This window comes from Reticulibacter mediterranei (assembly GCF_016587455.1).
The window spans coordinates 2,719,771-2,744,641 of the sequence record NZ_BNJK01000001.1 but is presented as its reverse complement, the minus strand read 5'-3'; the positions used below and the strand labels follow the sequence as shown (position 1 = coordinate 2,744,641).

Annotated in this window: 21 protein-coding genes and 4 tRNA genes; 9 read left to right on the top strand and 16 right to left on the bottom strand. The window is 52.5% G+C overall.

The window, feature by feature from the left end; genetic code table 11:
- Positions 1–3 precede the first annotated feature (3 nt).
- Positions 4–858 (bottom strand): LLM class flavin-dependent oxidoreductase, encoded by an 855-nt coding sequence (locus tag K3T83_RS11665; protein WP_220203140.1) that lies wholly within the window; start codon positions 856–858, stop codon positions 4–6.
- 229 nt (positions 859–1,087) lie between these two features.
- On the opposite strand from K3T83_RS11665, the gene K3T83_RS11660 reads away from it, so the two are divergent.
- Positions 1,088–2,179: an extracellular catalytic domain type 1 short-chain-length polyhydroxyalkanoate depolymerase gene (locus K3T83_RS11660; protein ID WP_220203139.1), complete on the top strand. Its 1,092-nt coding sequence runs from the start codon at positions 1,088–1,090 to the stop codon at positions 2,177–2,179.
- A gap of 87 nt (positions 2,180–2,266) precedes the next feature.
- On the opposite strand, the gene K3T83_RS11655 is transcribed toward K3T83_RS11660, so the two are convergent.
- A complete protein-coding gene (locus tag K3T83_RS11655) occupies positions 2,267–3,727 on the bottom strand; it encodes an HD domain-containing protein (protein WP_220203138.1) in 1,461 nt (486 codons plus the stop codon).
- Between the two features lie 270 nt (positions 3,728–3,997).
- On the opposite strand from K3T83_RS11655, the gene K3T83_RS11650 reads away from it, so the two are divergent.
- A complete protein-coding gene (locus K3T83_RS11650; protein ID WP_220203137.1) occupies positions 3,998–4,882 on the top strand; it encodes a Cof-type HAD-IIB family hydrolase in 885 nt (294 codons plus the stop codon).
- On the opposite strand, the gene K3T83_RS11645 is transcribed toward K3T83_RS11650, so the two are convergent.
- From K3T83_RS11645 to K3T83_RS11625, 5 genes are all read right to left on the bottom strand, one after another.
- Complete coding sequence (locus tag K3T83_RS11645; protein WP_220203136.1) at positions 4,819–5,520, bottom strand: protein-tyrosine phosphatase family protein; 702 nt, start codon at positions 5,518–5,520, stop codon at positions 4,819–4,821. The two genes, K3T83_RS11650 and K3T83_RS11645, sit on opposite strands and share 64 nt — an antisense overlap.
- An 83-nt stretch (positions 5,521–5,603) precedes the next feature.
- Complete coding sequence (locus K3T83_RS11640) at positions 5,604–6,608, bottom strand: DUF1385 domain-containing protein (protein ID WP_220203135.1); 1,005 nt, start codon at positions 6,606–6,608, stop codon at positions 5,604–5,606.
- 21 nt (positions 6,609–6,629) lie between these two features.
- Complete coding sequence (locus tag K3T83_RS11635; RefSeq protein WP_220203134.1) at positions 6,630–8,096, bottom strand: MGDG synthase family glycosyltransferase; 1,467 nt, start codon at positions 8,094–8,096, stop codon at positions 6,630–6,632.
- Positions 8,097–8,198: 102 nt separating this feature from the next.
- On the bottom strand, positions 8,199–8,408 hold the full coding sequence (rpmE, locus tag K3T83_RS11630) for a 50S ribosomal protein L31 (protein WP_220203133.1): 210 nt from the start codon (positions 8,406–8,408) through the stop codon (positions 8,199–8,201).
- A 402-nt stretch (positions 8,409–8,810) separates the two neighbouring features.
- A complete protein-coding gene (locus K3T83_RS11625) occupies positions 8,811–9,476 on the bottom strand; it encodes a TMEM175 family protein (protein WP_220203132.1) in 666 nt (221 codons plus the stop codon).
- 239 nt (positions 9,477–9,715) lie between these two features.
- On the opposite strand from K3T83_RS11625, the gene purB reads away from it, so the two are divergent.
- The 3 genes from purB to fni all read left to right on the top strand — a co-directional run bounded on the left by purB (position 9,716) and on the right by fni (position 14,155).
- Positions 9,716–11,029 (top strand): adenylosuccinate lyase, encoded by a 1,314-nt coding sequence (gene purB / locus K3T83_RS11620; RefSeq protein WP_220203131.1) that lies wholly within the window; start codon positions 9,716–9,718, stop codon positions 11,027–11,029.
- Between the two features lie 364 nt (positions 11,030–11,393).
- Positions 11,394–13,025 carry an MptA/MptB family glycosyltransferase gene (locus K3T83_RS11615; protein ID WP_220203130.1) on the top strand — a complete coding sequence of 544 codons (1,632 nt, stop codon included), beginning with the start codon at positions 11,394–11,396 and terminating at the stop codon, positions 13,023–13,025.
- On the top strand, positions 13,022–14,155 hold the full coding sequence (gene fni, locus K3T83_RS11610; protein ID WP_220203129.1) for a type 2 isopentenyl-diphosphate Delta-isomerase: 1,134 nt from the start codon (positions 13,022–13,024) through the stop codon (positions 14,153–14,155). The genes K3T83_RS11615 and fni overlap by 4 nt, the downstream gene beginning before the upstream one ends.
- A gap of 14 nt (positions 14,156–14,169) precedes the next feature.
- On the opposite strand, the gene K3T83_RS11605 is transcribed toward fni, so the two are convergent.
- From K3T83_RS11605 to K3T83_RS11575, 7 genes are all read right to left on the bottom strand, one after another.
- The gene (locus tag K3T83_RS11605) at positions 14,170–14,760 is read right to left on the bottom strand and encodes a molybdenum cofactor guanylyltransferase (RefSeq protein WP_220203128.1); all 591 of its coding nucleotides are present in this window, start codon (positions 14,758–14,760) and stop codon (positions 14,170–14,172) included.
- Between the two features lie 23 nt (positions 14,761–14,783).
- On the bottom strand, positions 14,784–15,248 hold the full coding sequence (locus K3T83_RS11600) for a hypothetical protein (protein WP_220203127.1): 465 nt from the start codon (positions 15,246–15,248) through the stop codon (positions 14,784–14,786).
- A gap of 166 nt (positions 15,249–15,414) precedes the next feature.
- Positions 15,415–17,274 carry an SDR family NAD(P)-dependent oxidoreductase gene (locus K3T83_RS11595; protein ID WP_220203126.1) on the bottom strand — a complete coding sequence of 620 codons (1,860 nt, stop codon included), beginning with the start codon at positions 17,272–17,274 and terminating at the stop codon, positions 15,415–15,417.
- 59 nt (positions 17,275–17,333) lie between these two features.
- A tRNA-Ala gene (locus tag K3T83_RS11590) sits at positions 17,334–17,408 on the bottom strand.
- Between the two features lie 37 nt (positions 17,409–17,445).
- Positions 17,446–17,519: transfer RNA gene (locus K3T83_RS11585), tRNA-Val, on the bottom strand.
- 20 nt (positions 17,520–17,539) lie between these two features.
- A tRNA-Gly gene (locus K3T83_RS11580) sits at positions 17,540–17,611 on the bottom strand.
- A 19-nt stretch (positions 17,612–17,630) separates the two neighbouring features.
- A tRNA-Gly gene (locus K3T83_RS11575) sits at positions 17,631–17,701 on the bottom strand.
- Between the two features lie 405 nt (positions 17,702–18,106).
- On the opposite strand from K3T83_RS11575, the gene K3T83_RS11570 reads away from it, so the two are divergent.
- Positions 18,107–18,964, top strand: coding sequence for a mechanosensitive ion channel family protein (locus tag K3T83_RS11570; RefSeq protein ID WP_220203125.1), 858 nt, complete (start codon positions 18,107–18,109; stop codon positions 18,962–18,964).
- A gap of 82 nt (positions 18,965–19,046) precedes the next feature.
- Here K3T83_RS11570 and K3T83_RS11565 read toward each other — a convergent pair whose 3' ends face one another.
- Positions 19,047–19,571, bottom strand: a complete 525-nt coding sequence (locus tag K3T83_RS11565; RefSeq protein ID WP_220203124.1) for a hypothetical protein — start codon at positions 19,569–19,571, stop codon at positions 19,047–19,049.
- 535 nt (positions 19,572–20,106) lie between these two features.
- On the opposite strand from K3T83_RS11565, the gene K3T83_RS11560 reads away from it, so the two are divergent.
- A complete protein-coding gene (locus K3T83_RS11560) occupies positions 20,107–21,498 on the top strand; it encodes a glycosyltransferase family 2 protein (RefSeq protein WP_220203123.1) in 1,392 nt (463 codons plus the stop codon).
- Positions 21,499–21,612: 114 nt separating this feature from the next.
- Here the strand turns inward: K3T83_RS11560 and K3T83_RS11555 are convergent, their stop codons facing one another.
- Positions 21,613–22,068: a hypothetical protein gene (locus K3T83_RS11555; RefSeq protein WP_220203122.1), complete on the bottom strand. Its 456-nt coding sequence runs from the start codon at positions 22,066–22,068 to the stop codon at positions 21,613–21,615.
- A gap of 381 nt (positions 22,069–22,449) precedes the next feature.
- Between K3T83_RS11555 and K3T83_RS11550 the strand changes: the two genes are divergently transcribed.
- Both K3T83_RS11550 and pyrG read left to right on the top strand, forming a co-directional pair.
- Positions 22,450–23,106 (top strand): MBL fold metallo-hydrolase, encoded by a 657-nt coding sequence (locus K3T83_RS11550; protein WP_220203121.1) that lies wholly within the window; start codon positions 22,450–22,452, stop codon positions 23,104–23,106.
- 78 nt (positions 23,107–23,184) lie between these two features.
- Positions 23,185–24,855, top strand: a complete 1,671-nt coding sequence (gene pyrG, locus K3T83_RS11545; RefSeq protein ID WP_268963454.1) for a CTP synthase — start codon at positions 23,185–23,187, stop codon at positions 24,853–24,855.
- Positions 24,856–24,871: the final 16 nt, after the last annotated feature.

The window sequence follows — 24,871 nt, the reverse complement described above, 5'->3', positions numbered from 1 at the left end:
CACTCAGGCGCGTGGTGGACCCTGCTTGATCCGGGTGAGTGCCTGCTCTGTTCGTCCCGGTTCCGGCAGCGCAAATTCGCACCACCATGTTGCCCCGGCCTCGATCAGCGGCTCGATCTGGGCATATGCGTCGCGTGGATTGTTGCCGGGCGTGTTGCCACCTACGCCGATATCGAAGGGCGTTGTGCTGGTGTGGTGTTCAGCAATAAAGGCTTTAATCGTTTGTATGTCAGCTGGTTTGGGGAAACTGCTGCCATTTTCATCCGGCCCACTGGCGGGAAGAAAGCCATCCCAACGTGCCGCTCGAAGCGCTGGAGCCTTGTGCGGCCAGAAGCCTCCGATCCAGATAGGAATGCGCGGCTGTTGCACTGGTCGCGGCAAAAATGTCACGTTGTCCACTTTGTAGTGCTTGCCTGTGTAGCTGAAGGATTTTCCGCTCATAAGCCCGGCAAGAATGTCCAGTCCCTCATCGAGCATCTCGGCGCGTTGTTTGCGGTCGGCAACATCGCCAAAGTTGGTAAAACCCTTATCCTGGTCATCACCCAGGCCAAAACCCAGGATCAGGCGGCCATTCGAGATATGATCTAGCGTAATCGCCTCACGCGCCAGCTTCCAGGGACGACGCCGTGACAGCGGCGTGACGCTGAGGCCAAGCCGTATGCGTTTTGTGCGCGTCGCTATGGCCGCCAGCACCAGCCAGGGATCGTATGTGATCCCCTGAGCACTCCAATAGACGATATAATCCTCCAGAAAGACGCCATCCCAACCTTCCTCTTCAGCAATATGTGCGGCCTCAATGAGCTGTTGCACATCGCCATCGAAGCCAGAAAGCGGCAGCGTGACCCCGTATTGCATCATGTACCCTCATTTCTTTCTTGCAAAAACGTTCACTTTTTGTTAATCAATAAAACAAGTATATGTTGGTGACACGACATCTGTTGTCATATTTCATGGCGGAGCCTGCCCGTTGTATCTATCGCTCTGCTTTCTGACGTATCATATATATACAACTTGACTGCATGTATTACTGCTAATATATAGCGTGGGAAATGGCCCGTTGCATATAAAGAGATTTTGGAGGAAGATTGTGCGCAGAAAAATGATTGGCTGGTTCTGCCTGTTCCTGTTGCTGACCGGTTGTGGCACCGCGACAACCTATGCAGCTTCAGTATCACCTGTAAATGGGCAGGCTCTCACCGGCACACCAGAAGTCGTGAGCGTGGCATCGGCGGAGAGTGGGGCCGTGACACCGACCGTTAGTGTGACAGCTACGCCGGATGCAAGCGTGACGCCCGGGGCAACCGGCACGGCAACTCCACCGACCACAACCTCTGGTTGCAATAGCGCTGCAACCGTTGCGACCGGCTCCACTACAGATATGATGGTGGATGTTGACCCGCAAACGGCGAAGGGCGTGACAACCCGCACCTATCGCCTGCATGCCCCGGCAGATTATCAGTTACAACAGCCGCTTCCTCTCCTTCTGGCTTTTCATGGGCTTGGTAGCAACGCGCAGGAGATCGAGGGCTATAGCAATTTCTCTCAACTGGCCGACAAAGAGCATTTCATCGTGGCCTATCCGCAGGGCTTGCACGATATGAACGGAAACACGTTCTGGGATAGCTATTCTCCCACAACCGAGGGCGTCGATGAGATTGCTTTTGTCAACAAAGTGATCGATGACGTGGAACAGAAGTTGTGCGTGGACAGCAACCGCATCTATGCAACGGGTTTCTCCAATGGCGCGCTGATGACTGGCATGCTGGCATGTCGGCTGGCGAATCGCATCGCCGCGATTGCAACGCTGGCGGGAAATTTCTTCGATAACGAAGGCCCATGCAATCCTGGTCGTCCGGTGGCAATTTTGAATGAGCATGGTAGCGCCGACAACGTGATCCCCTACGATGCCCAGGATCAGACGACGCAACTACCGGGCGTGCAGGACTGGCTACAACAATGGGCAAAACTGGATAAGTGCGCTCCTCAGGCCGTAACACTTCCCCAGAGCGACACGGAGACAGCGCTGGAATGGAAGGACTGTGATGGTGGTGTTACTATCGTCCATTATCGAATCGAGGGCGAAAAGCACGTCTGGCCAAAGGATCTGAGCAAAGATCAGGCCGATGCAACCATCTGGCATTTTCTGATGCATTACACACTTCCTACATCGGCGGCATAAAAGGCTTTTTTCTTTATTAAATGCTTTGGCGGATTTGCACGAGACTTGTATAAATCCGCCAAAGCATTTAATATTTGTAAGTGATGTTTATGAAATCTGCTCCAACGTGGGTAACAGAATATCGTGCTGATGTGCTATAAGCAGGGGGCGCAGGCGTTCGTTAACGAGGACGCGGATACGCCGTTGATGTTGTTCGTAAAGGGCGAGGCTATCGGATTGCAAACCTGTCACCTCTACCCAGTTCATAAGCGGCTCCATCCCAACTGGTGGGTGAGCAAAGGAGATCCACACGTCCATCTCCCATTTCTCCGGGCGTGGAATATCGAGCAGAATCTCGTAATCGGCAATCTCCGTTTCCAGAGCCGTTGCTAGCTCGCTTGCCAACGCCTGCTCGATGCGACGGCGGCGCTCCTGATCCCAGAAGAGGGCATCCAAGCGATTGAAGAGGCGCCCGGCCAGCCTGCTGATCTCCAGCACAACTTTGTAAGGGTGGCGCAGCGTGAGTTGTTCTGCTAGCGCACGCGTACTCGTGGGCATCACATCGCTTTCCAGCAATGCCAGCAGTGAGGCGTCATGCAGCCCGACCAGCTGCGGTGCCTGCATCGCTCCCGCAAGCAGCGCATCCTGTACGGCGCGCACTAGCATGGCCTGAAGCGAGCGGCTGGTATGGTGCCAGTAAATGTTATCGAACATCTCCTGACGCGCATGCAGCAGCGAGTGCAGGGGGCTGATCCCCTTGTGGGTAACGACGATACGCGGCTGTCCATGCACATTGGGGTGGATGCGCAATGATCCTAGCAATCGCGAGACATCAACGCCACCATAGGGAACATTGCAGGCGCGAGCATCACGTGGCAGATAATCAAGCTTATCCACATCCAGCGCGCCGCTCAACAATTGGCTCAAGAGCTGATCGCCGGAGTGCATCGCTCGATGACGCGGTGGATCGATAATGTCTGCCACGCGTTCTGGTGAGAGGTGGTAATCGCGTTCCAGGATAGTTGCTATCTCGCTTTGTTCGATAATCGTGCGACCGATTTTTTCGTGGTGCGGGATGGGATGGCCGAGTTCTTCGATAGTATGTGAATAGGGATAGTGGCCGATGTCGTGGAGCAGGGACGCGACCACTAGCGCCTGTACGCTGCTGATAGGGATGCCATCCAGTCCCCCATCAGCGCCGCGTTGAAGCAACGCACGTAGCGCTCTTACCGTCAGATGATAGCAGCCCAGACTATGTTCATAGCGCGTGTGAGTCGCTCCGGGCCAGATGCGATAGACGAAACCAAGCTGCCGGACTTGCTGAAGACGCAAAAACTCACGTGTGCCGATTAGCTTCTCTTCGCGCGGCCCCAGAGGGATCAGATCGTACAGACTATCGCGTACCGTGCTGATCGGCTGTTGATCTGGCAACAACGGCAGGTTATCAGCATCCGTCCAACTCGGGCGTGTGCTGGCATCGATCACCTGTTCCGTCTCGCGCAACTGGTCGCCACCGAGTCCATTATTCGCTTCTTTTGTATGTATCGTTTGTTGATCTTGTATGTTCATGACGAATTTATTGTAGCAGAGGTGATAGGACGTTGTCTAACTACTTATTCTTGCGGCGGCGACGGAAAGTGGTCGATGAGGTTTAATTTGTAGGTTGGCAACAACGATAAAAGATGGGATAGACGGTGAGGAAGCGCCTATCCTCTGGTCAGCGGTCATTAAGTCGAGTATAATAAAAAACATATACTTAATATGCAAGTTGCAATGGCGCAAAGATTGCCGGCCGTTGCAATTTTTTATAAGAAATCTGGTTTTATGGAAAAAACAAATATGCCTCCACAAGACATTCGGCTCCTGGCGATAGATATCGATGGCACTCTGCTCAATCCACAAAAACACGTTACGCCATGTACCCGTACTGCCATTCAAGCAGCCCAACAGCAGGGCATCATTGTGACGTTGGCGACGGCGCGGCGCTATATCAATACCGCTCCCATCGCACAAGAATTGGGCATTACCATTCCTGTGATCCTTTGCGATGGCGCATTGATCATCGAACACCCCGATGGGGGCGTGCTGCATCGGCAGGTGATCGAGGCAGCCGTTGCTCAGCAGGCGGTAGAGATCCTGGTGCGGCATGGAGTGCAGCCCGTTGTACACCATATCAACGGCATGATCGAGGAGACCTGGACCGGGCTGAGCGAATATGACAATGAGTGGGTGACAGAGTACTTCGCAACCTTCCCCGACCATATGCAACGCCTGCCCTACATTGCGTGCTGTACAGGGCAGCCGGACCCGTTGCGCGTTGTCGCCTTCACTTCAGAAGAGATCGTCCACAGGCTCATTCCTGAGATTTCGCTGCTCGATTGTGCCTGGAATATGACGCGTCGTGGCAGCTATGGCACAGCAGAATTGACGATTATGCATACGGCCTGCTCCAAAGCCAGTGGCGTACAGGCATTGGCACGACAGCTGGCGATTCCGTTGGAGCAGGTTATGGCAATTGGCGATAACAACAACGATATCGAAATGTTGCAGTCCGTTGGCTGGGGCGTTGCTATGGGTCAGGCACCCGATAACGTCAAAGCCATCGCAGATGTCGTGACGACCAGCAACGCGGAAGATGGTGTCGCTCTGGCAATTGAGCGCTACGCCTTGCGCGCTTCCAGCCATGCTCCTTCAAACTCTTTCAATCGCGCCACTTGTCTGTGATTGGGTGCGGCCTGCCAGCGTTTTTGCTGTACCAGTTGCAGAGCATCGTGGGCGTGCATCCCGCCAGCGATCAGTACCGCGCAGGTGAGCAGAACGCTACGGCCAACTCCATGCTCGCAGTGAATTAGCACGCGCCCACCTTGCTGCATGCGCTCCTGTACCCAGGCGGCACCCTGATTGAGTTGCTCGACCGTCAATGGGTACGTGTCGGGCGTTGGCAAATAGAGTAGCCCGATCCCCTCGGCCTGTAGCGCCTGCTCATCATCGCAGTACTCAGAACGCGTATCGACAACATGTGTGACGCCAACCAGGCTGAGCGCTTTGATATCTTCGGGGCGGATGCGACCGCCCACAGCCAGATGCTTCGTCACCCAGCTCATGTTGAGTTTATCGGGAAGGGGCAGATGGATCGATTGCGCAAAGTGCTCTCCTGCCGAATCCTCTGGAAAGAGCGCCACCGCCACACGCGTCCAGGCTCGATAGAGGACGCGTATCACTCCAGTTGTACTCCAGCGCCAGAACGAGAAACGCACATGTGGCGGCTCAGGTGCTTCAGGCGTGGATGGAGGGACAGGAGTAACACTACTCTGATTTTCTTCTGACGGTCCAAGAGGTGGAGTAACTGGTTCCAACGACATAATAAAAGATAATCCCCTTTTTAAGCAATATATTGGTGAACTGCAACGTGGTATTTCTAGTATATTTGATTGTTGAAGAATGATTACGAAGCCACAAGAGGCTCAGCTTTGTCTTCAGGCTCGTTATTGGTGGGCTGGGTCTGATCGCGTGAGAGAACCCGCTGCAATGCGGCAATCGCGCACTCGATCATGCTGTCGTCTGGCTCGCGCGTTGTCATTCCCTGCAATGCCAGTCCGGGAGCCAGCAGCCAACGTACCACACGGAAACGATAATTGGCAGCACCTAACCGCATCAATTCGTAGGCAATGCCGGCCACGATCGGCACCAGCACGATGCGCGATAGAATTTTAATGGGTAGCGATGGCGAACCAACGAGGGCAAAGACAAAGATGGAGATCACCATCACCAGTAGCAGAAAGCCTGTTCCGCAGCGGGTATGGACGCGCGAGGCCCGGCGCACATGTGGCACATCGAGTGGATCTCCCTGCTCCATTGCATTAATCGCTTTGTGTTCGGCCCCATGATATCCGAAGACGCGCTGAATGTCGGGAACACGCCCGATCAGGTAGAGATAGCCGAGCAGAAGCGCAAGGCGAATAACCCCTTCAATTATGATGTTGAGCCAACCCTCGCCAATCTGGTGGCGCAGCAGGTTGGTGATAATCAGTGGTCCCACAAAAAAGATCGCCACGCCGAGCGTTAACGAAACTGCCAGCGAACCAGCCAGGGCAGCACCACCAATGGCTGGTGCTGCTTCTTCCTGGCTTTCGCTCTTATTCGCTGTGCTATCCGTTTGCTCAGTTGTTGCCGGGGCAGCAGTCAGACGTTCGGGATCGACCGCGCCAGATGAGATATTTGCCGAAAGGGTCATCAGGCGGGTGCCGAGGACCAGCGTTTCCCAGAGGAGCAGCATGCCGCGCAAAAAGGGGAGGCGAAAGATCGGGTTTTGATAGAGTCGAGGCGCCAGCGGCTCTTCATACACATAGACGCTATTGTCCGTGCGGCGAATAGCAACGGCTGCCGTTGTGCGACCGCGCATCATCACGCCCTCGATCATTGCCTGACCGCCGTAATAAAACTTCGCCATGCTTTGCTCCTTTAATATTCTCTACAAATTGCGATCTGCGGGATGGGTAAGGTCGCCGCTTTTATTGGAGATATCGCGCGTTCGTGAACTGGTGAGACGCCGCACGAGAGGCCCGCGCAACAATGGCTTGGGCAGTGTTGTACGCAGTCGGCGAATCCGTATCGCCGAGCGCAACCGGCCCGACATCATGCGCTGACGACGCCTGCCCCATGTGGTCTGCCAGACGGTTTGCGCGTCGGGCGTTGGCAGATAACTGAGAATGCACTGTGCAATATCAAACGAAGCTCCTGGCCGACTCAGCCGTTTCGCGTTCGCCAGTTGGCGGCGCAGATCAGGCGATCCCGGCTTGGTTAAGCGCCGTAATGCATCGATCAACGTCGGTGGGTCCATCGCCAGCACGCCCACATCGTTTTCGGTGACAAACGTCACATTGCCCTCTTCCTGTCCCGGCACATAGCCACTAAGGATCACGGGCAGGTCGCAAGACAGTGCCTCGCTGATCGTGCCAGGACCGGCCTTTGTAACGATGACATCGGCGGCATGCATTAATTCAGGCATATTTTGTACAAAACCGAAAATGGTGATAGGGACATTTAAATGTGACTTTGTTCGCTGTAAATGAGCATACAGCCGTTTGTTGCGCCCAGTGACAACCATCAATTGAACGGGCAGGCGTGCATGCGAGATGGCGCGTACAGCTGCCTGGAGGCCACCGGCACCATCGCCGCCGCCAACCAGCAAGACGACGGGCAAGCCCGGTCGCAAGCCGAATTTTCTCTGAAGCTCTTCTTTACTTGCTATCGGAAGTGTAAATTTGGGATCAATAGGCATACCAAGCAGATGTACTTTTTGGGGATCGAGTCCGCGCTTTAAATACAGTTCTTGAGCCTGTTTTGTTGGAATGATATACCCGTCAACACCTTCCGCAAACCAGGAATAATGCACTGTTACCAGATCGGTAACGACGGTGAGAAAAGGAATACGCAGATGGAACTCGCGAAGGGCGCGCACAGTAACATGGTTCAGTAAGGGATGAATAGAAACGATGATATCGGGCTGAACAGTTGTAAAGAGGCGCAAGAGTCCGTTAAGAATGAGAGGGGTCGTCAACAATTGCCCAGCCATGACCGGACCTTCGCGGTTGCTGATATGAAAAACCTCACCGAAGAGGCGCGGATTGTAGCGAATGGTGGGTCCGTATAGTTTGACAGCTTCGCGGAGAGGAAAACGGCTATATTCTTCAAAGACATCGACGATCTCGATGCGATATGTGGGTGGAGGCGCGACTGCTTCCTGTACAGTCGTCCCGGCTGTATTCCCTGGACTGACAGTGCTTTCCCTCTGTTGAGCGGCAGTTCGGGTCAACCATTCTTCCTGTTCTTTTTGTGAAATGATGCGGATTGCGTTTGTGATTGCGTTTGCGGCGCTACGGTGTCCAGCTCCGGTATCAGCAATCAGAAACAAGATGGTGCGCTGTTTGGCATTCACCAGGTAAAATCACCTCCCTGTAGAATAGCACCAGATTGAAAAAAGGGATAAAGGACTCCCATAGAAGATCCTTTATCCCTCTCATAATATATCGAAAAAGCCTTACTCATCTTCTTTCAAGTTGAAGCGTCTGCGGAAACGCTCCACACGACCGGCTGAGTCGAGGATACGCTGCTGGCCGGTAAAGAATGGGTGGCAATTGGAGCATACGTCAACTTTCAGAACGGGTTTGACGCTGAGCGTCTTAAAGCTGTTGCCACAGGCACAGCTTACTGTGGACTCAATATAGTTTGGATGGATTCCCTTTTTCATGGTCTTTAGATAACTCCCAATTCTCTAGCGAGATCGCGTAATTGATCTCTCAAATTGATCTTTTCGGTTGGCCTTTTCAGCGGTAAGTGCACCTGGGAGGGTTAGCTCCCTGTGCTCCACTACTCTTCAGTCGTCGGCGCAATACATGCGAACATGACGGTAAGATTGTACATGCATCCTATTATGGCGTCAAGACGTTGCAAGTCCTGTCAGGAGTTCTGCTATCCAGTGTGGGAGGATAAGAGTTGACAGCCCTCCAGGGTCTCTGTGAGTGAGTGACCGTTTTGATTTCCAACCATTCTATCATAGAAAACACAGAATGACACGATTTTATGCCCACAAAAATTTCCTGGCAGTTTCCCGAACTCGGTTATGTATCGCTGGCAGGATGCGTTACTCCGCTTACTCCACGTCTGCAAGTTGTTTCTGGCGACTCTCATAGAGAGTATGGACGATTCTTCTTATCACTGGAGACAGCAATAAAAAGTAAAAGATACGTTGTGGATGGTCAGGGAAAAGTGGGATGAACAGCAGAGCAGCACATGCGACAGCAGGTGTAATCAGACCGAACAAGATCCTTTCATTGATTGCTGCCTCATCACGATCAGTATCGATCAGGCGATGCTGGCCGCAGGCATACCACCAGAGCAGGGAAATTGAGAGGCCACACCCGGCCATTACCAGTGTATAGATGCTGATGACCTGCGCATAATGCCCGGCATCCATAACCATGCTGAAAGCAATGGGAAAGAACGTGACAAATGCCAGGAATATAAATGTGAACCTGATAAATGGAGCGTTCATACGCCTGACCATTTTCATTAACTGGCGATGTTCGTTCCAATATCCAGCAATGACAAAAAAAGAGATGATGTAAATGATGATTTTATCAGAAAATGCCCCTAATGCCGCGTTGATATCGCTGCCTTGCAAATCAAGCTTGATATCGAGCACGAGGAGTGTCATAGCGATAGCAAAGACGCCATCACAGAGCATATTCAGACGCTCATCGAGCTTTTCCAGCCCCTTTTTCATAGGTACTTCACGTGGTTTCTCTGAAACTTCCATGTCTATAATCCCTTTATACTAACAGGCTAATTGTCGCGATTCTAACACAGATGTACATAGAACACGAGTTTTCTCACGTCGAACAGTGGCATGTGGCCTATAGTTCCCTGTTGTAGTGTGATGTTGCCTGCCCGCGCATATGGAAGGGCATATGGTTCTCTGCTGCGTTGTGATAAACTATGTCTGGACATCATTCCTTGTAAGTACGAAAAACAAATCTAGAGGTTTTGCATTCAACCATGATCGAACGTTACACACTACCAGAGATGGCGGCCGTCTGGTCCGCTGACCATAAAACTGATAAATGGCTACAGGTGGAGTTGCTCGTCTGTGAAGGCTGGGCGCGTGAGGGGGTCATTCCTGCCGACGCTCTCGAAAAGATACGGAAAGCGAGCTATAATGCTGAGCGCATGCAGGAAATCGAGAAGGAGACGCACCACGATGTTATTTCTTTCCTGCGCTCCATTCAAGAACAACTCGGTCCCGAGGGCCGCTTTATTCACCTGGGCCTGACCTCTTCCGATGTTGTCGATACCGGGCTGGCAGCTCAGATTAAAGAGGCCGGTCAGTTGCTTACCGTTGCGCTGGCAAAGCTGGTTGATGCGCTTGGTGAGGCGGCTCGCAAATACAAATATACGTTGCAGGCCGGACGTTCGCATGGTATTCATGCCGAGCCTATCACCTTTGGCCTCAAACTGGCCCTCTGGATGAACGAGTTGCAGCGCCACCAGAAGCGCCTCGCCGACGCGTTGGAGCAAGTGACTGTGGGCAAGATTTCGGGCGCGGTGGGAACGCACGCGACGATGCCCCCACATATCGAGGAGTTCGTCTGTCAGCAGATGGGCCTCAGTGTCGAACCGATTTCCAGCCAGGTTGTCCAGCGCGACCGCCATGCTCACTTTATGAGTGAACTGGCGCTGATTGGTTCTTCGCTGGAAAAGATGGCGCAGGAGATTCGCCATTTGCAGCGTACCGAGCTGAGCGAAGCGTTTGAACCATTTGGCTCTGGCCAGCAGGGATCGTCGGCCATGCCCCATAAGCGCAATCCCGAACTGTGCGAGCGTATTTGTGGTCTGGCGCGCGTCCTGCGTGGCTTCGCGGTGACGGCAATGGAAAATGTGGCCCTCTGGCACGAGCGCGATATCAGCCACTCATCAACCGAGCGCATCATCATTCCTGATGGCTGTACATTGCTGCACTATATGTTGCATGTCTTTACCCAGGTTATTGAGGGGCTTCAGGTCGATGAAGAGCGCATGAAGGCCAACCTCAATATGACCGGTGGCCTGGTCTTTTCACAGCGCATCCTCCTGGCGCTGATCGATAAAGGCGTGGGGCGTCAGGAAGCCTACAAGATGGTGCAGCGCAACGCCAAAAAGGTCTGGGCCTTAGCCAGCCAGGGACCAGTTCAGGGACCAGCTCTGCTCGATGCCCTCAGCAGCGATCCCGAAGTAACGACTCATCTTTCACGCTCCGAACTGGAGGAACTGACCAGCACCGATTTCTACACCAAATACATCGACACCTCGTTCAAACGTGTTGGTCTGGATTAAGCATATTGTTGGTGAACGAAATGCATCTGTATCAATCTCACAAATGCATTTCGTTCGGTTCTGAGCAGTCCTTATCTCTACCTTTTCGCCTGCCGCCTTATCATCGCTCTATCAATTTTGATAACAACACCTTAACATTCGATGGCTTTCAATCCTGAAGAAAGAAGCGGCACGGACCCCTCGTTGCCCTCCACTGCTGTATTGATGCTGAGGTCTGTTTGCAGGGCGTGCCGTCAATTTTCGTTGGTTCGTTTTGTATGCTATATAATGACAGAGAATTTACCATTTTTAATGGAGATTCGCAAGATTGCAGAGAAGTAGAAGGTTGCTTCATAATTTGTTTGAATAAAGGATAGGTATTTATTTGACGATTTACCAGAAAACAAGCGTAGAGCCATTACATAAACAGAAGGGGCAGCAGTCGAGCTTTCTTCTGTTACTGGTGCTTGCCTGTTTATTAGAGGTGCTCTGCCTGGGAATTGTGGCCCTGTCGCCGTTGCCTGCGCTGCACTTGAGCGAGACTCCGTTGGAGCTTTTCTGGACTTGGACGCTGGCACCTGCTCACCTGTTGCTGGTGGTTTTGCCAGTGCTACTCGATAGTTCCAGCCTATTGCCCGCACTCCTGCTTGGTCTCATGTTCGTCGGCATGATTACCATCTATGGCCTGATTGTTGCTCTGGTCATTCGACGCGCCGCCCCTGGGAGTTGGAAATGGTTCTGGTTTTTTCTGGGTGGCACACTCCTCTTTGGTGTCACCTTGCTCTTTTTGCCGCGCCTCTTTTCCGATGACATATTTACCTACATGTTCTCTGGTCGTATCCTTGCCATTTACAAAGCTGATCCCATGAATACGATCCCGCTGCAATTTCCCGAAGATCCCTATCTTGTCTGGGTGATTAACGGACCGGAAACAACCAATATTTTTGGACCCCTCTGGCTGAGCATAGCGGCTCTGCTGGCGAGTGTGAGCAACAGCCCGGTAATTTCTCTGCTGCTTTTTAAGGGGTTGGCCTTGTTTTCACACCTGCTCAACTGCTTACTTGTTTGGGCTATTCTGGGCAGGCTTTCTCCCGGACGGCAGGTGCTGGGAACGTTGCTCTATGCCTGGAATCCTCTGGTACTCATTGAACTGGCTGGCAGTGGGCATAGCGAGGGCGTTCTACTCACTCTGCTATTGCTGGTGGTCTGGTTGCATTTGCAAAAGGACGGACCGCTCTCTCATATCGGTAGCCTGGTTGTTTTTGGCCTGGCGGTGAGCGTCAATCTGATCGCCCTGCTGCTGGCTCCCCTGTATCTCTGGTTTGTTGTACGCTCACAACGTCTGATATCACGGGCGTTGCTGGCCTTTGTCTGGCGTTTCCTGGTTCTGCTCATTCCCTTCATCGCAATTATGCTCCCGTACTGGCGCGGCCCCTCAACGTTCTTTGCGATCACTTCGGCTATCGATATGGAGCATTTTGTTCACTCTCCTGCTGGCTTGCTCGCGCTTGCGATGCGCTGGTTCTTTCAAGCTGTGGCGCTCTGGTGGAACTTTCCGTCTTTTTTGCAACCGATTACCGCTGCCGATATGACGCTGCGTTCGTCGGCAACATTTATTTTCATCCTGATTTATCTTCACACCTTCAGCCTCGTGAGGAGCGCACCGTTGTCGCTTGCCAGTCCACAAAGCGACCCGGAGGAGAGAGTTCCCGGTTTTGATGCGCTGTTGCGTGCCTGGGCCGGGGCGATCTTCTGGTATCTGATCCTGGTATCTGGCTGGTTCTGGCCCTGGTATGTCCTCTGGATGTTCTGGATCATCGTCCTCCGGCGGCTTGATACGTTCTCAATCACGATTCTGCTGCTATCGGGTACTGCGCTCTTTATCTATCCCTTCGTGGGATTCAGTCGGGCACCGTTGGCAACTTATCAGACGGCGCTCATCTTTGGTATTCCCCTCGTCTATCTGATTGTCGCCCACATAAAACAGCGATCTGTAGAAAGGATTCCCACCTCATGACCGATGAAGTCGTCAAACAGCGCAAAATAGAGCATGTGAAGCTTGCTCTTGAGCAAGATGTTTCCGCTCCCCAGCAGGCGAGTTGGAGCGATATCCGGCTGGTGCATCAGGCGTTGCCAGAGGTGGATCTGGACGATATCGATATCTCGACCTCTTTCCTCGGTCATCGTCTGCGCTATCCACTCTTTATTTCCTCGCTCACTGGAGGTCATCCTGATATAACGCACATCAACCGCAATCTGGCACGCGCAGCTGAAGAGTATGGCCTGGCTCTGGGTGTTGGGAGCCAGCGAGCCGCCATTGTCAATCCCGATGTGGCGGGCAGCTTTGCTGTAACTCGCGAGATGGCTCCCTCGGCTTTTCTGCTGGCAAATGTTGGCGCGCCCCAGCTCATTCCACAGGAGCGCCATGCCCCTTTTACCCTGGAACAGGTGGAGCGAGCAGTGCAGATGATCGGGGCTAACGCGCTTGCCGTGCATTTGAATAGCCTGCAAGAGGCCGCTCAGCCTGAAGGAGATCGTCGGGCGCTGGGTGAGCAGAAGGCGCTCGCAGCACTGGTTAGTCAATTGCATGTGCCTGTTGTCGCCAAAGAGACTGGAGCTGGCATCTGTCGCGAACAGGCTCTCCTGTTGCGCTCGTGCGGCGTGGCGGCAATTGACGTTGGAGGAGCCGGTGGTAGTAGCATGTCGGCATTAGAGGCTGCCCGTTCACAGTTGCGTGGCGATCAGCAAACACAGGCCATCGGACAACTGTATCGCGACTGGGGTATTCCCACGCCGATTGCCGTTGTCGAGGCTCACGTGGCTGATCTGCCTCTGATCGCAACGGGCGGAGTGCGTACCGGCCTGGATGTGGCGCGCGCGCTGGCCCTGGGCGCAACGCTTGTGGGGCTCGGCTTCCCCTTTCTCAAGGCGGCGAGCGAGAGCTACGAGAAGGTTTGCGAGCTATTGGAGCGCATCACAAGAGAACTGAAAGTGGCAATGCAGCTCAGTGGTGCGGCAACCAGCGCTCAGATGCGTTCTGTGGATGTCGTGGTGCTGGGAGAGACGCGTGAATGGCTCATGTTGCGCGGCTTTGAAGAGGATTTGAAGGCAATGGCGCGCCGTCGCTGGCAACGGATGCATGGCTAGGGATGCCTCCCTTTTCATTTCAGGTTTGCAAACTCTTCGGGTGTGTTGATATTCACAAACGAGCGCAATTGGGGATCAACTGCGCGCAATTGCGCCTCGTCTATGCTACGAACGCGTGCCACCTCTAAGAGTGAGCGCGGATCGCGTCGTCCTGCTCGTAATCGCTCTTCAACGGCTGGCAGTATGCTACGGGGATACACGGCTAGTAACACCTGATGGAAGCCGTTGACAACTGGAACGAGCAGGGCATCATCCAGGGGTTGACTCAGCAACAATCTCACTACAGCTGGTTGCACAAACGGCATATCTACCGCTATAACCAGCGCGTGCGAAGCGGTAATTGCTTGCAGGCCGCTGTAGAGGCCCATCAGCGGTCCAATATCGGGAGCTTCATCGGTAATCGTATGGATACCCGCGAATGTATATTCTGCCGCCTGTTCTGCATCTCGCGCGACCAGCACTACCTCTGAACAACAAGTGGTGAGCATTGCGTTGAGATGTTCTACAAACGTCAGGCGTTCGGAGCCGGGCAGCGGCAGTAACGCTTTATCTTTTCCCATACGCCGACTGCGCCCGCCAGCAAGCAAAATTCCCGCAATTGTCAATGATAGATCCTTCGCAGGTACGATCAGCGAGAAGCAGCTTTGGCCTTACGCTTATTACCTTTGGGTATATATTGCTGTCGCTTTTCGTATGCCTGATAGCTGGCGCGTTCTTGCGGATACTTCTTGACCAGATAGACGATCCAGAGAACGGCCCAGACCACAAGTCCGACAAGCCAGAGGTAGCGCCAGAAGCGCCAGGCGAAGAAGTAGCCATCCAGGTAGACGCGCGAAAAAATCAGCGGCAGGCCAATGAAACAGATCACCGCGAACCAGCCCAGATAGCGGTCCAGCATGCGCTTGACGAGTGGTTTGGATTTGACGAAGCGCTTGCGACCCTCGACAGAATAGTAGAAAGTAATCAGCAGGCCAGCACAGCAGAAGATGAGAAACGGCCAGAGAAGACGGAAGGGTTCCGGTCCAGACATGCCTGCGTTGGAACCGGCTGTGATCGGGTCATCAAATAACCAGTGATATAGATCGAAGTGCATGAGGGTTCAACTCCTTATATGATGCATCCGCACGTTCGTAATTGCAACGAATATCATAGCATGGATAGATTGACGCGTCTAGTCATATGCCAGGGCGATAACTAAGCACTGGCTGAACATTCTCTATACAATAGATGCGCTTTACTAGCGATTGGATGACCCGGAATTACCAGTCCGTCACTGCATAATCTTTGAAAAACTTGCCATATTCGTTGCGCCCGGTCGCAAGGCCGGTGAAAATGGGATCGCAAATACGCGCCGCCGCGTCCTCTTCATCCAGTGGTACAACCCCTTCTGATACCAGACGATCTGCCGGGTTTTGCAGTGAGACCCAGCCAGGGTCAACACTATTCATATAAACGTTTTCACGGGCAAAATCGGGCGCAGAGGTATAGGTGAGCATATTGAGCGCGGCCTTCGCCATATTAGTATGAGGGTGATAGGTTATTTTTGTGCCAGCAAAGCGCCCCTCAATGGCCGAAACGTTGATGATATAGCCGCTGCGAGTACGATTGCGCGTCATCAGCGGCTTGAGCTGCCCGATCAAGATTGTGGGCGCAATGGCGTTGATCAGTTGCACCTCTAAAAGCTCGGGAACGGCAATATCTTCCAGTTTTGCCACCCAGCTATTGTGCGAGCGCAGATCGATTTGTTGGCCGTGACGATCATAGCGGTCGGGAGGAAAAGAGGTTGCATCGTGCCGCTCATCGCTTGGCTGCATCGGCACCTGCGAGAGCGCCACCGAAAGCGGCAGAGCCTCGACCATACGCGGCATCAGCACTTCACTGCCATCATCAAATGCGGGAAGCGCTGGTAGCACTGGAGACGCAACTGTTACAGAGGTCGTCGTCGCCGACTCTGCAATTAAAATCGCTTGTAGAGTGTTCGGCAACTCCTCGCGCGGCAGTGATTCAAACGGAAGTAGATGAGCGTAAAAAGCCGGTGGTCGCCGCACCGTTTGTGCCGCGTTATTGATAAGAATATCCAGTCGGGGATAGGTAGTAAAGAGATACTGGATGAAGCGCTCGATGCTGGGAAGGTGGCGCAGATCGAGACTATGGATGCGCAAACGGCCACTCCACTCCGCAAAATCGGCCTCCTGAGCATAACGTCGCGCTGCATCATGGGGGAAGCGCGTGGTGACAATCACGGTTGCCCCGGCACGCAACAATTTGAGGCTCGTCGTATATCCAATCTTGATGCGCCCGCCCGTTACCAGCGCGATCATGCCGCCCAGGTCGGTACTCTGCAAGCGTTTCAGATAGCTAAGATCGCCACAGCGAGGGCAGTGCGAATGATAAAAGAAGTGGCGACGAAAGAAGTACTCTTTGCAGATATAGCAGCAGATGTATTTCTCGTGATCCGGCTCACGGAAAAGGCCAGATTCGCCCATCACGCGGGTATGAGCATCAAACGCCGGATTGCGGTAATAGACCTGGCTTGCAGGCACAAAGAGGTAATCTGGCCGCTGCTCTGGCGTATAGCGAGTGAGCAGCTTTTGTAAGAAGAGAGCGAGCTGTTCTGTTGTAGAGGGCGTATCGGCAATCTCACGCGCAAAGATGATACCCAGCGGCAGCAGTTGTTTAGGAAGACGCTCGATACGTGTTCCCAAATCCGGCTCAGCTTCAGGCTTCACAGGAATTGGCCGCGTTGTTTTGAGAGCTTTTATGCTTTGTATCGTGTCCAGCGCTGCAGAGAGCGTGGTGGTATTTGCTGGTTGGATATCGGTAAAATGGATGGCGACCAGCACAAATTGGAGCGGATAAACGGCATCGAACGCCTGTCCACCAGTTTTGCGGCGATGATAGATTATCAGGTCAACCTGTTGGGAGATGTGACTAGCAGTATTGAAGACGGTGCCAGAACCGATGCCATAGCCGGCAGGTAGCAGGCGCGAGAGCTTTGCTTGTAGGGGAGCGATCAGGGTCGTGTGCCGTTGAACTGGATCGGAGAGAGAAGAGAGAGATTGGCAATGTGTGCGCACGACCTGAAGAATCTTCGGGAGATGTTTCTGAATATCCGTCATAACCAACCTTCTTTGGAAAAGAGGCACACAGTGTTTGTTGCCTCTTTTCAGAGAGAGTGTGGAGATGAGGGGCTTCGCACCCCTGCCTCTGTCTTGCAGAAACAGCGCTCTGATCTTTTCTGAGCTACATCCCCATATGTTATTTGTCTTGTACCCCCTGGAAAGGGGGTGTAGGGATGGGAGGAGTTGCACCTCCGACCTCTGCCGTGTCAAAGCAGCACTCTTCTATGCTGAGCTACATCCCCGTGTGAAGAGAGTGGCCGGTGGCGGGCATTCGGAGTCGAACCAAATACCTTCTCCTTGGCATGGAGATGCTCTACCCTTGAGCTATACCCGCCGTAATATTGTGAACCGGTAGCGGATGCCCGGAGTCGAACCGAGATCCTACCCCTGGCAAGAGCAGATTCGTCCGTTAAACTACATCCGCATTGCACATAGTACCGGCATGGGATGCCCCGGAATTGAACCGGGGACTGGCTTCTTGAGAGGAAGCAGTGCAAACGTTACACTTCATCCCGTACACATCATGAAACTGATATGATACCTTGTTAATAACATATACATTGCTGTTTGTCAACGTCGCTGAGACGAAAATCTGTTACCGAGGAAGGAAAGAGGCTCATTTTGCAACAGTGGCTTTGTATTGCATTTCCTATTGAAAGGATTATCTATTCTGAGCAATGCGATTATCTAAGCAATCGATAGGGTTGTATTAGATTGGGCTTAGAGATTTAATTGTTGACTTGAAAACAGTAAGATTTGAATATATGCTGAATCTGAGTTGACAGAATTAATGTAATACGGATGTGCTATCACCGGAAAGGAGTAACCAATGACTAGAATTGCAGATTGGGGAACCGCGCTCTGGAACTCGTTTATCGCCGCGATTGCCGCGATACTTGGCTTTATCCCTAAGCTGATCGGCTTTATCGTCGTGTTTATCATCGGGTTGATAGTAGCGAAAGCGGTTGAGCGGGGCGTGACCTGGCTATTGCATCGTGCCCACTTTGATGCTGTCAGTGACCGTATCGGGTTGAGGCGTATGGAGCAACGTTTCAATATGCATATGGACGTGACCAATATACTCGGCAAGGTCGTCTTCTGGTTCGTCTTCTTGATCTTCCTGGTGCCAGCCGTCGATTCTCTCGGCCTGGCGAGCGTCAGCGCTCTGCTGGGAATGATCGTGGGCTACCTGCCGAATGTGTTTGTCGCAGTCCTGGTGCTGTTTCTGGGCATGTTGCTGGCGACCTTTGTGGCAGACATCGTACGTGGCTTGATCTCCGGCACCAGCTTTGGTAATCCCAACGTGTATGCGAACATCGCTCGTTATGCAATCCTGGGGTTTGCTGCATTGATTGCGCTCTATCAGTTGAATATTGCTCCTGCCATTGTGGAGACACTGTTTACTGCCGTTATCGGTGCTCTGGCCCTGGCGTTTGGTCTTGCCTTTGGTCTGGGTGGGCGTGAGTCCGCGCAACGCCTGTTGAATCGTGGCGAAAACCGCATCAAAGAGTCCGGCCCGGAGATTGCCGAGCAGCGCAATATCGGAATGGGGCGCACGGCAGCTGAGCAGGCCCGCATGGGCCAGACCGCGGCTGCCATGCCCACCGACGAGCAATTGCGCAATCGCACCTTCTCGCAGCAACCGTATAGTGATCAGACTCGGGGCAATCAACCCTATAATCCGTAGTATTCAGAACATGTACACACATAGATAGTGTAGGATGCAGGCAGGCTGACGAAATTTCGCCAGTCAGCCTGCTTTTTTGCTGTTATTTCTGATGTGCAAGTTCGTGGCATTCAGGACACAGCACGACAAAATGTTTGGGATTGTAGCGGTCGAGCAGGTTATTGGTGACGGTGTGTGTGTGGAGTTGCAGTTCATCCACAAAACGGTTGCATTCCCCACAAACGCTGGCTGCCTCCTCGCTCAGTGTGCGCTTCAAACGGCTCATCTGAGTAATGTGGATGGCGTCCAGACTGACGTGAAAGAGCAGCCCTGCCAGAATGAGAAAGAGCAGGCGGGAGCGAAACCGGGCCGCCAGAAATAGCAACAATCCGAGAAATAATGGCTGATGCATAAATTTCATGCTCGCCGTCTGCGGAGGATCGGCCTGATTGAAAAAGGTGAGGGCATCGCGCAAACTCAACGTGCGATGCGAGATCACATACCAGAGATAATGGTCTACATCGATCAAGATACTGGAAGCAAAGGGAATCCAGGTATCTTTTTTCAGCCAGGGAGCAGCGACAGCTGCCGCCGCTGTTGAGAGCAGAAGATGTTCTCGTACACGCATAGAAGTACCATATCCTTTTTGTGTTACATTTTCATACCATCGTTTGCCTATACTTCCCCATTTACCCACATTTGAATGCTGCCGATGTGAGCATTTAAGAGCTACATAAGCTTATGAGCATTTGTTAATTGTGCAGCAAGCATGGCCGTTGCCATTGACGAGTATAAGCATCCCTTCCGGCACTGTCAATGGATATGAGAGAAGAGTCGTTCCTCAGCGATAAAATTCAGGATCATTGAGATTTGCATACGGAATTTATCTATTTGCAACCATGCCTCAACCCGATCCCCCTTATCTTCTCCTAAGTACTAGTGTAGGTTACATACGTTACTTATGCTAGTTCAGGGAGTTTCTCAGTATAGAAGAGAGACAGGCTGAGTAGTATGCACATGCCGGTGTCAGGATACCGCTGTGGCTTGTAAAACGCTCAGATTATTCTCCTATGGTATGCTGAAATAAAAGATGTGGGGAAAACCCGGGAGCCAAAAGGGATCACATCGCACTCCATCAATCACCCAGGGAAGGAGAGCCTTTCATGGCAACGAAGGTTGAAAACGGTTCACAGTCTATGCCGGTGGACGATCAGTTAGAGGAGGATGTCAAACGTGTTGGGTGCAGTATAGGCATTATGGCCTATAATGAAGAGGCCAACATCGCACGTACTGTCCATGCCGTACTCGCGCAGCAGGGGCCATCTATTCTCATTGAAGAGGTTGTTGTCGTTGCCAGCGGCTGCACTGACCGTACTGTTCCTATTGTAAGTGAAATCGCTGAAAAAGAACCTCGTGTACATCTGTATGTACAGGAGAAACGCGAAGGAAAAGCGTCTGCTATTAATCTCTTTTTGAAAAAGGCCACTAGCGAGGTTGCGGTGCTGATTGGCGCGGACGTTATTCCTGAAGAATATGCTATCGAGAATCTCTGTTCACCGTTCTTAAATCCTGAAATTGGTATGACCGGCGGGCGTCCGGTGCCGGTGAATAATCCGAATACATTGATGGGCCATGCAGTGCATCTGCTCTGGCGTTTGCATGATCGCGTCGCTCGTGCGCATGCCAAGCTGGGTGAAGTCATCGCCTTCCGCAATGTGATATCGGGTATCCCAACAAACAGCGCAGTTGATGAGATTTCTATACAAGCACTGATTTCACAGCTTGGCTATAAACTTGAATATCGCCCTGAGAGTGTCGTCTATAATAAGGGACCGCTGACTGTGCGCGATTTTCTCAAGCAGCGCCGCCGTATCTATGCCGGACATCTTAAAGTGCGGGCGCAGCAGAACTATGAGGCCTCGACGATGAAGATCGGTCCCATTGTGGAGCAGGTCATCGCGACCCGCGACTTTACACTGGGATCGCCAAAGCAGGCGTTGTGGACGGCGGGCGCAATTGCGATGGAAGGCATTGCGCGTTTGCAGGGCTATTATGATTTCAGGCGCAATCGCGACCATCATATCTGGCAAATGGTGGATACGACGAAAGATCTGGAGGCCGGACAGCACAAAGTACGTCGCATCTGCAATGCTCAGAGCGTGATTGTCTTCCGCGTGATCCTGGAAGGGGCCGAAGGCAGCGATGTTAATCGCGAGCGTGAGGATCGCGAGGCGACCGAAGTCGCGCGTAAGCTCCTGCCAACGCTGAAGGCAAAGATTCGCAAAGAGGATAAGCTCTCGGTCAACGGCCCAGGGATTATGACCGCCGTTATTCGCGCCGAACAGAGCGGCGCAGAGATCGTCGCTGAGCGCATCAAGAAGCTGGTTGAAGGTGCCACTGTCCATGTTGGTCTGCGCAATCGCCAGGTCAGGGCGACTGTCGCCTATAGCTCGCTCACATTTGCATCGAAAGCACCGAATGGTCAGATGGTTGTGAGCGGTCCGCTATATGATGAAGCAATGGCGCAGGCGCTCGCCGAAGAGAGCGGCAACTAATAGAGATTTGACAGCTATCTGCTTTCGCAACCGTGTTTACCATCATCGTAAACACGGTTGTTGCTTATCTGGCTGCAATTCTTGTAACTACTGACAAAGTTTGTATCAGCTGTTTCATTTGTTTTCGCGTAGACGTTCCGCAAGCCAGTCCATCATACTGTCATAATCGGTGAAAATGGGCGCACTGGGGAAACGCTCATGCAAATCTTTGACGGACTTGCTAATTGCCTTTGCCGTATGCCGAGCCATTCCAGTCGTATCAAAAAGGGCAACAGCCCGATCAGGTGAATCATAGAGCGACATCGTTAATTCTACAAGACTGTACGCGCTCACGTTAGCCGTGCCCCCAAGTGGATCGGGACTGGCAACCACATAGAGCAGGTAGCGTACAGCGCGTTTCACCATATCTTCGTATTGCTGTGCCTGTTGTGTCCAATGTTGTACTACCGGATTGAACAGGGCATTGGCAGCAACGCCACGCGCTAAAAGACCAGGAATGACAATAGTTTCGCGCCAGCGATTCGCCCCAACCGTCCCTCCTAAAAACACTTGCGGCGGCGTGTTATCCATAGAGTCTCTCTCCTTTGCAAAAAGTATGCTCCTCATACACAAGGTAGTATTGACCCTTGAAAAACTTGCAATAACAGTGGTTTGCATAGGCTTCTGAGGCCAATACAGAGAGAAACGAGCTTGGGAGTAGATCGCAGATGATAGTTGTGGTACTGATTTTGCTGTCAAATCCCGAAACATTGACAGCAAAGTTGCAGCAAAAGTACTACGTAATACTCTACAAGATGAACACATCGTTCTTGTGAAAATATAGCATTACATATCTGTGATGCCACATGGACAGACTTGCTAGAACACATATCCCTATGGTACAATACGATTCGGGCGAGGACGAATGGTCCCCGCCCGAACTTATGTCAGAGAAGAGAAAACACAGCAGCTATGGAAATATCTTGGCTGGGCCACTCTTGTTTTCAGCTACGTGGCAAAAATGTTACGCTTGTGACCGACCCTTTCTCTCCTCAGCAAGGCTCCTCTCAAGGGGAAACCTCCCAGCTGGGTAAGATTTCTGCCTCAATTGTTACAGTCAGCCATAATCATGCAGGTCATAATAATGTGGTGGCCGTGAGTGGGAATCCTCATGTTGTGAAGGGACCGGGAGAATATGAAATTAGCGATGTGCTGATTACAGGGGTCGCCTCTTATCATGATGATAAAAAGGGGCAAGAATACGGTCGGAACACCATTTACGTGATTCATATAGATGACCTGGTGATCTGCCATTTAGGTGATCTTGGTCATATTTTGCAAGAAGAGCAGTTGGAAGAGGTCGCGGATGCCGATATACTCCTGGTCCCTATCGGCGGCGAACATACTATTAATGCGACTCAGGCGGCAGAGATCATCAGCCAGGTGGAACCTCGGGTCGTCATTCCCATGCATTATCATGCTGACGGTGCTGAGATCCCGGCTCCCCTCGGCAAGTTTTGTCGAGAAATGGGTGTCGAGAATATCACCGCTCAACCCAGGCTCGTCGTAACTCGTTCTAATGTGCCTGCTGAAACGCAAGTTGTGGTTCTCTCACCACGTATTGCGTGATTGACGTGTTAGACAGCGTTTCATTATAAGATTAGTCCTTATGCATAACGGCAAGGCTCCGTATAAGGAGGTTTCATTATGTCAAAATTTATCTTTGTGACAGGCGGTGTGGCGTCGTCGGTAGGGAAGGGGATTAGCGTTGCCTCACTGGGGCGTCTCCTCAAAAATCGCGGAGTCTCCGTCTCGCTCATGAAGCTGGACCCGTATATCAATGTTGATCCCGGTACGATGTCGCCATATCAACATGGAGAAGTTTTTGTGACCGACGATGGTGCGGAGACTGATCTGGACCTGGGACATTACGAGCGCTTCACCGACGAACCCGCTTACCAGGCCAATAACGTGACAACGGGGCAGGTCTATGCCTCGGTCATCGGCAAGGAGCGACGCGGAGAATATCTCGGCGGCACTATTCAGGTCATCCCTCACATCACAAATGAAATTAAAGATCGCATCCATGCTGTTGCTCGCCGCTCCGATGCCGATGTGGTCATTGTCGAAGTTGGGGGCACCGTGGGCGATATCGAAGGCGAACCATTTTTGGAGGCAATTCGCCAGATGCGCAAAGATGTTGGGCGGCGTGATGTTCTCTATCTGCATGTCACCCTCTTACCCTATCTCGGCGCAACCAGGGAATTGAAAACCAAGCCCACCCAGCATAGCGTCAAAGAACTGCTCCGGGTCGGCATCCAGCCCGATGTCATTGTCTGCCGCTCGGATTATCCGGTCAGTGACGAATTGCGCGAGAAGATCGCGCTTTTTTGTAATATCGAGGCACGCGCCGTCATTCCTCTGTTGACCGCCGATACCATTTATGAAGTGCCTCTGGTCCTGGAAGAGGCTGGTCTGGGCGAATATCTGGTGCAGGAGCTTGGCTTGAAGAAGCAGGCAGTGCAGATGCAGGAGTGGAGCAATCTCGTTACAAAGATCAAGCATCCTCGCCCCGAGTTGACCGTTGGACTGGTCGGCAAATATGTCGAACTGCACGATGCGTATCTCTCCGTCTCCGAAGCGCTGGCCCACGCTGGCTGGTATCACAACGTAGATGTTCGCATCAAGTGGATCAACTCTGAAGCCCTTGAAAAGATGGGGGAGACTGAGGTGCTGGAAGATGTGGCCGGTGTGGTGGTGCCGGGTGGCTTTGGACATCGCGGTATCGAGGGCAAGATCAAGGCCGCCAGCTTCGCGCGCCGCAACAACGTTCCCTATCTGGGCCTCTGTCTTGGCATGCAAGTGGCCGTCGTCGAATTTGCCCGCAATGTCCTGGGCCTGCCCGAAGCCAATAGCACCGAATTTGATCCGCAAACACCATATCCCGTCATCGATTTGATGCTCACCCAGCGACAGATCTCCGATAAAGGTGGTACGATGCGCCTGGGCAACTGGGTCTGCTGCCTAACATCCGATACCAAAGCATACAAAGCTTATAATGAGCCGATTGTCTTTGAGCGTCATCGCCATCGCTATGAGTTCAACAATGAATATCGCAAGCGTATGGAATCGCACGGCCTGGTTGTCAGTGGTCGTTCAGCCGATAACAGCCTGGTTGAAGTGATTGAGTTGAGCGGGCATCCCTGGTTTGTAGCATCTCAGTTTCATCCTGAGTTCAAGAGCCGCCCGACGCGCCCTCATCCGTTGTTCCGTGATTTTGTGGGCGCATGCGTGCAGCAGGTGCAATTGCAGCAGGAGAATGCTGCATTGAATTTAGAGCCGAGCAAAGTATTGCCCGATTCTCGGATAGAACTGTAGTCGGCTCGCTTTGCGA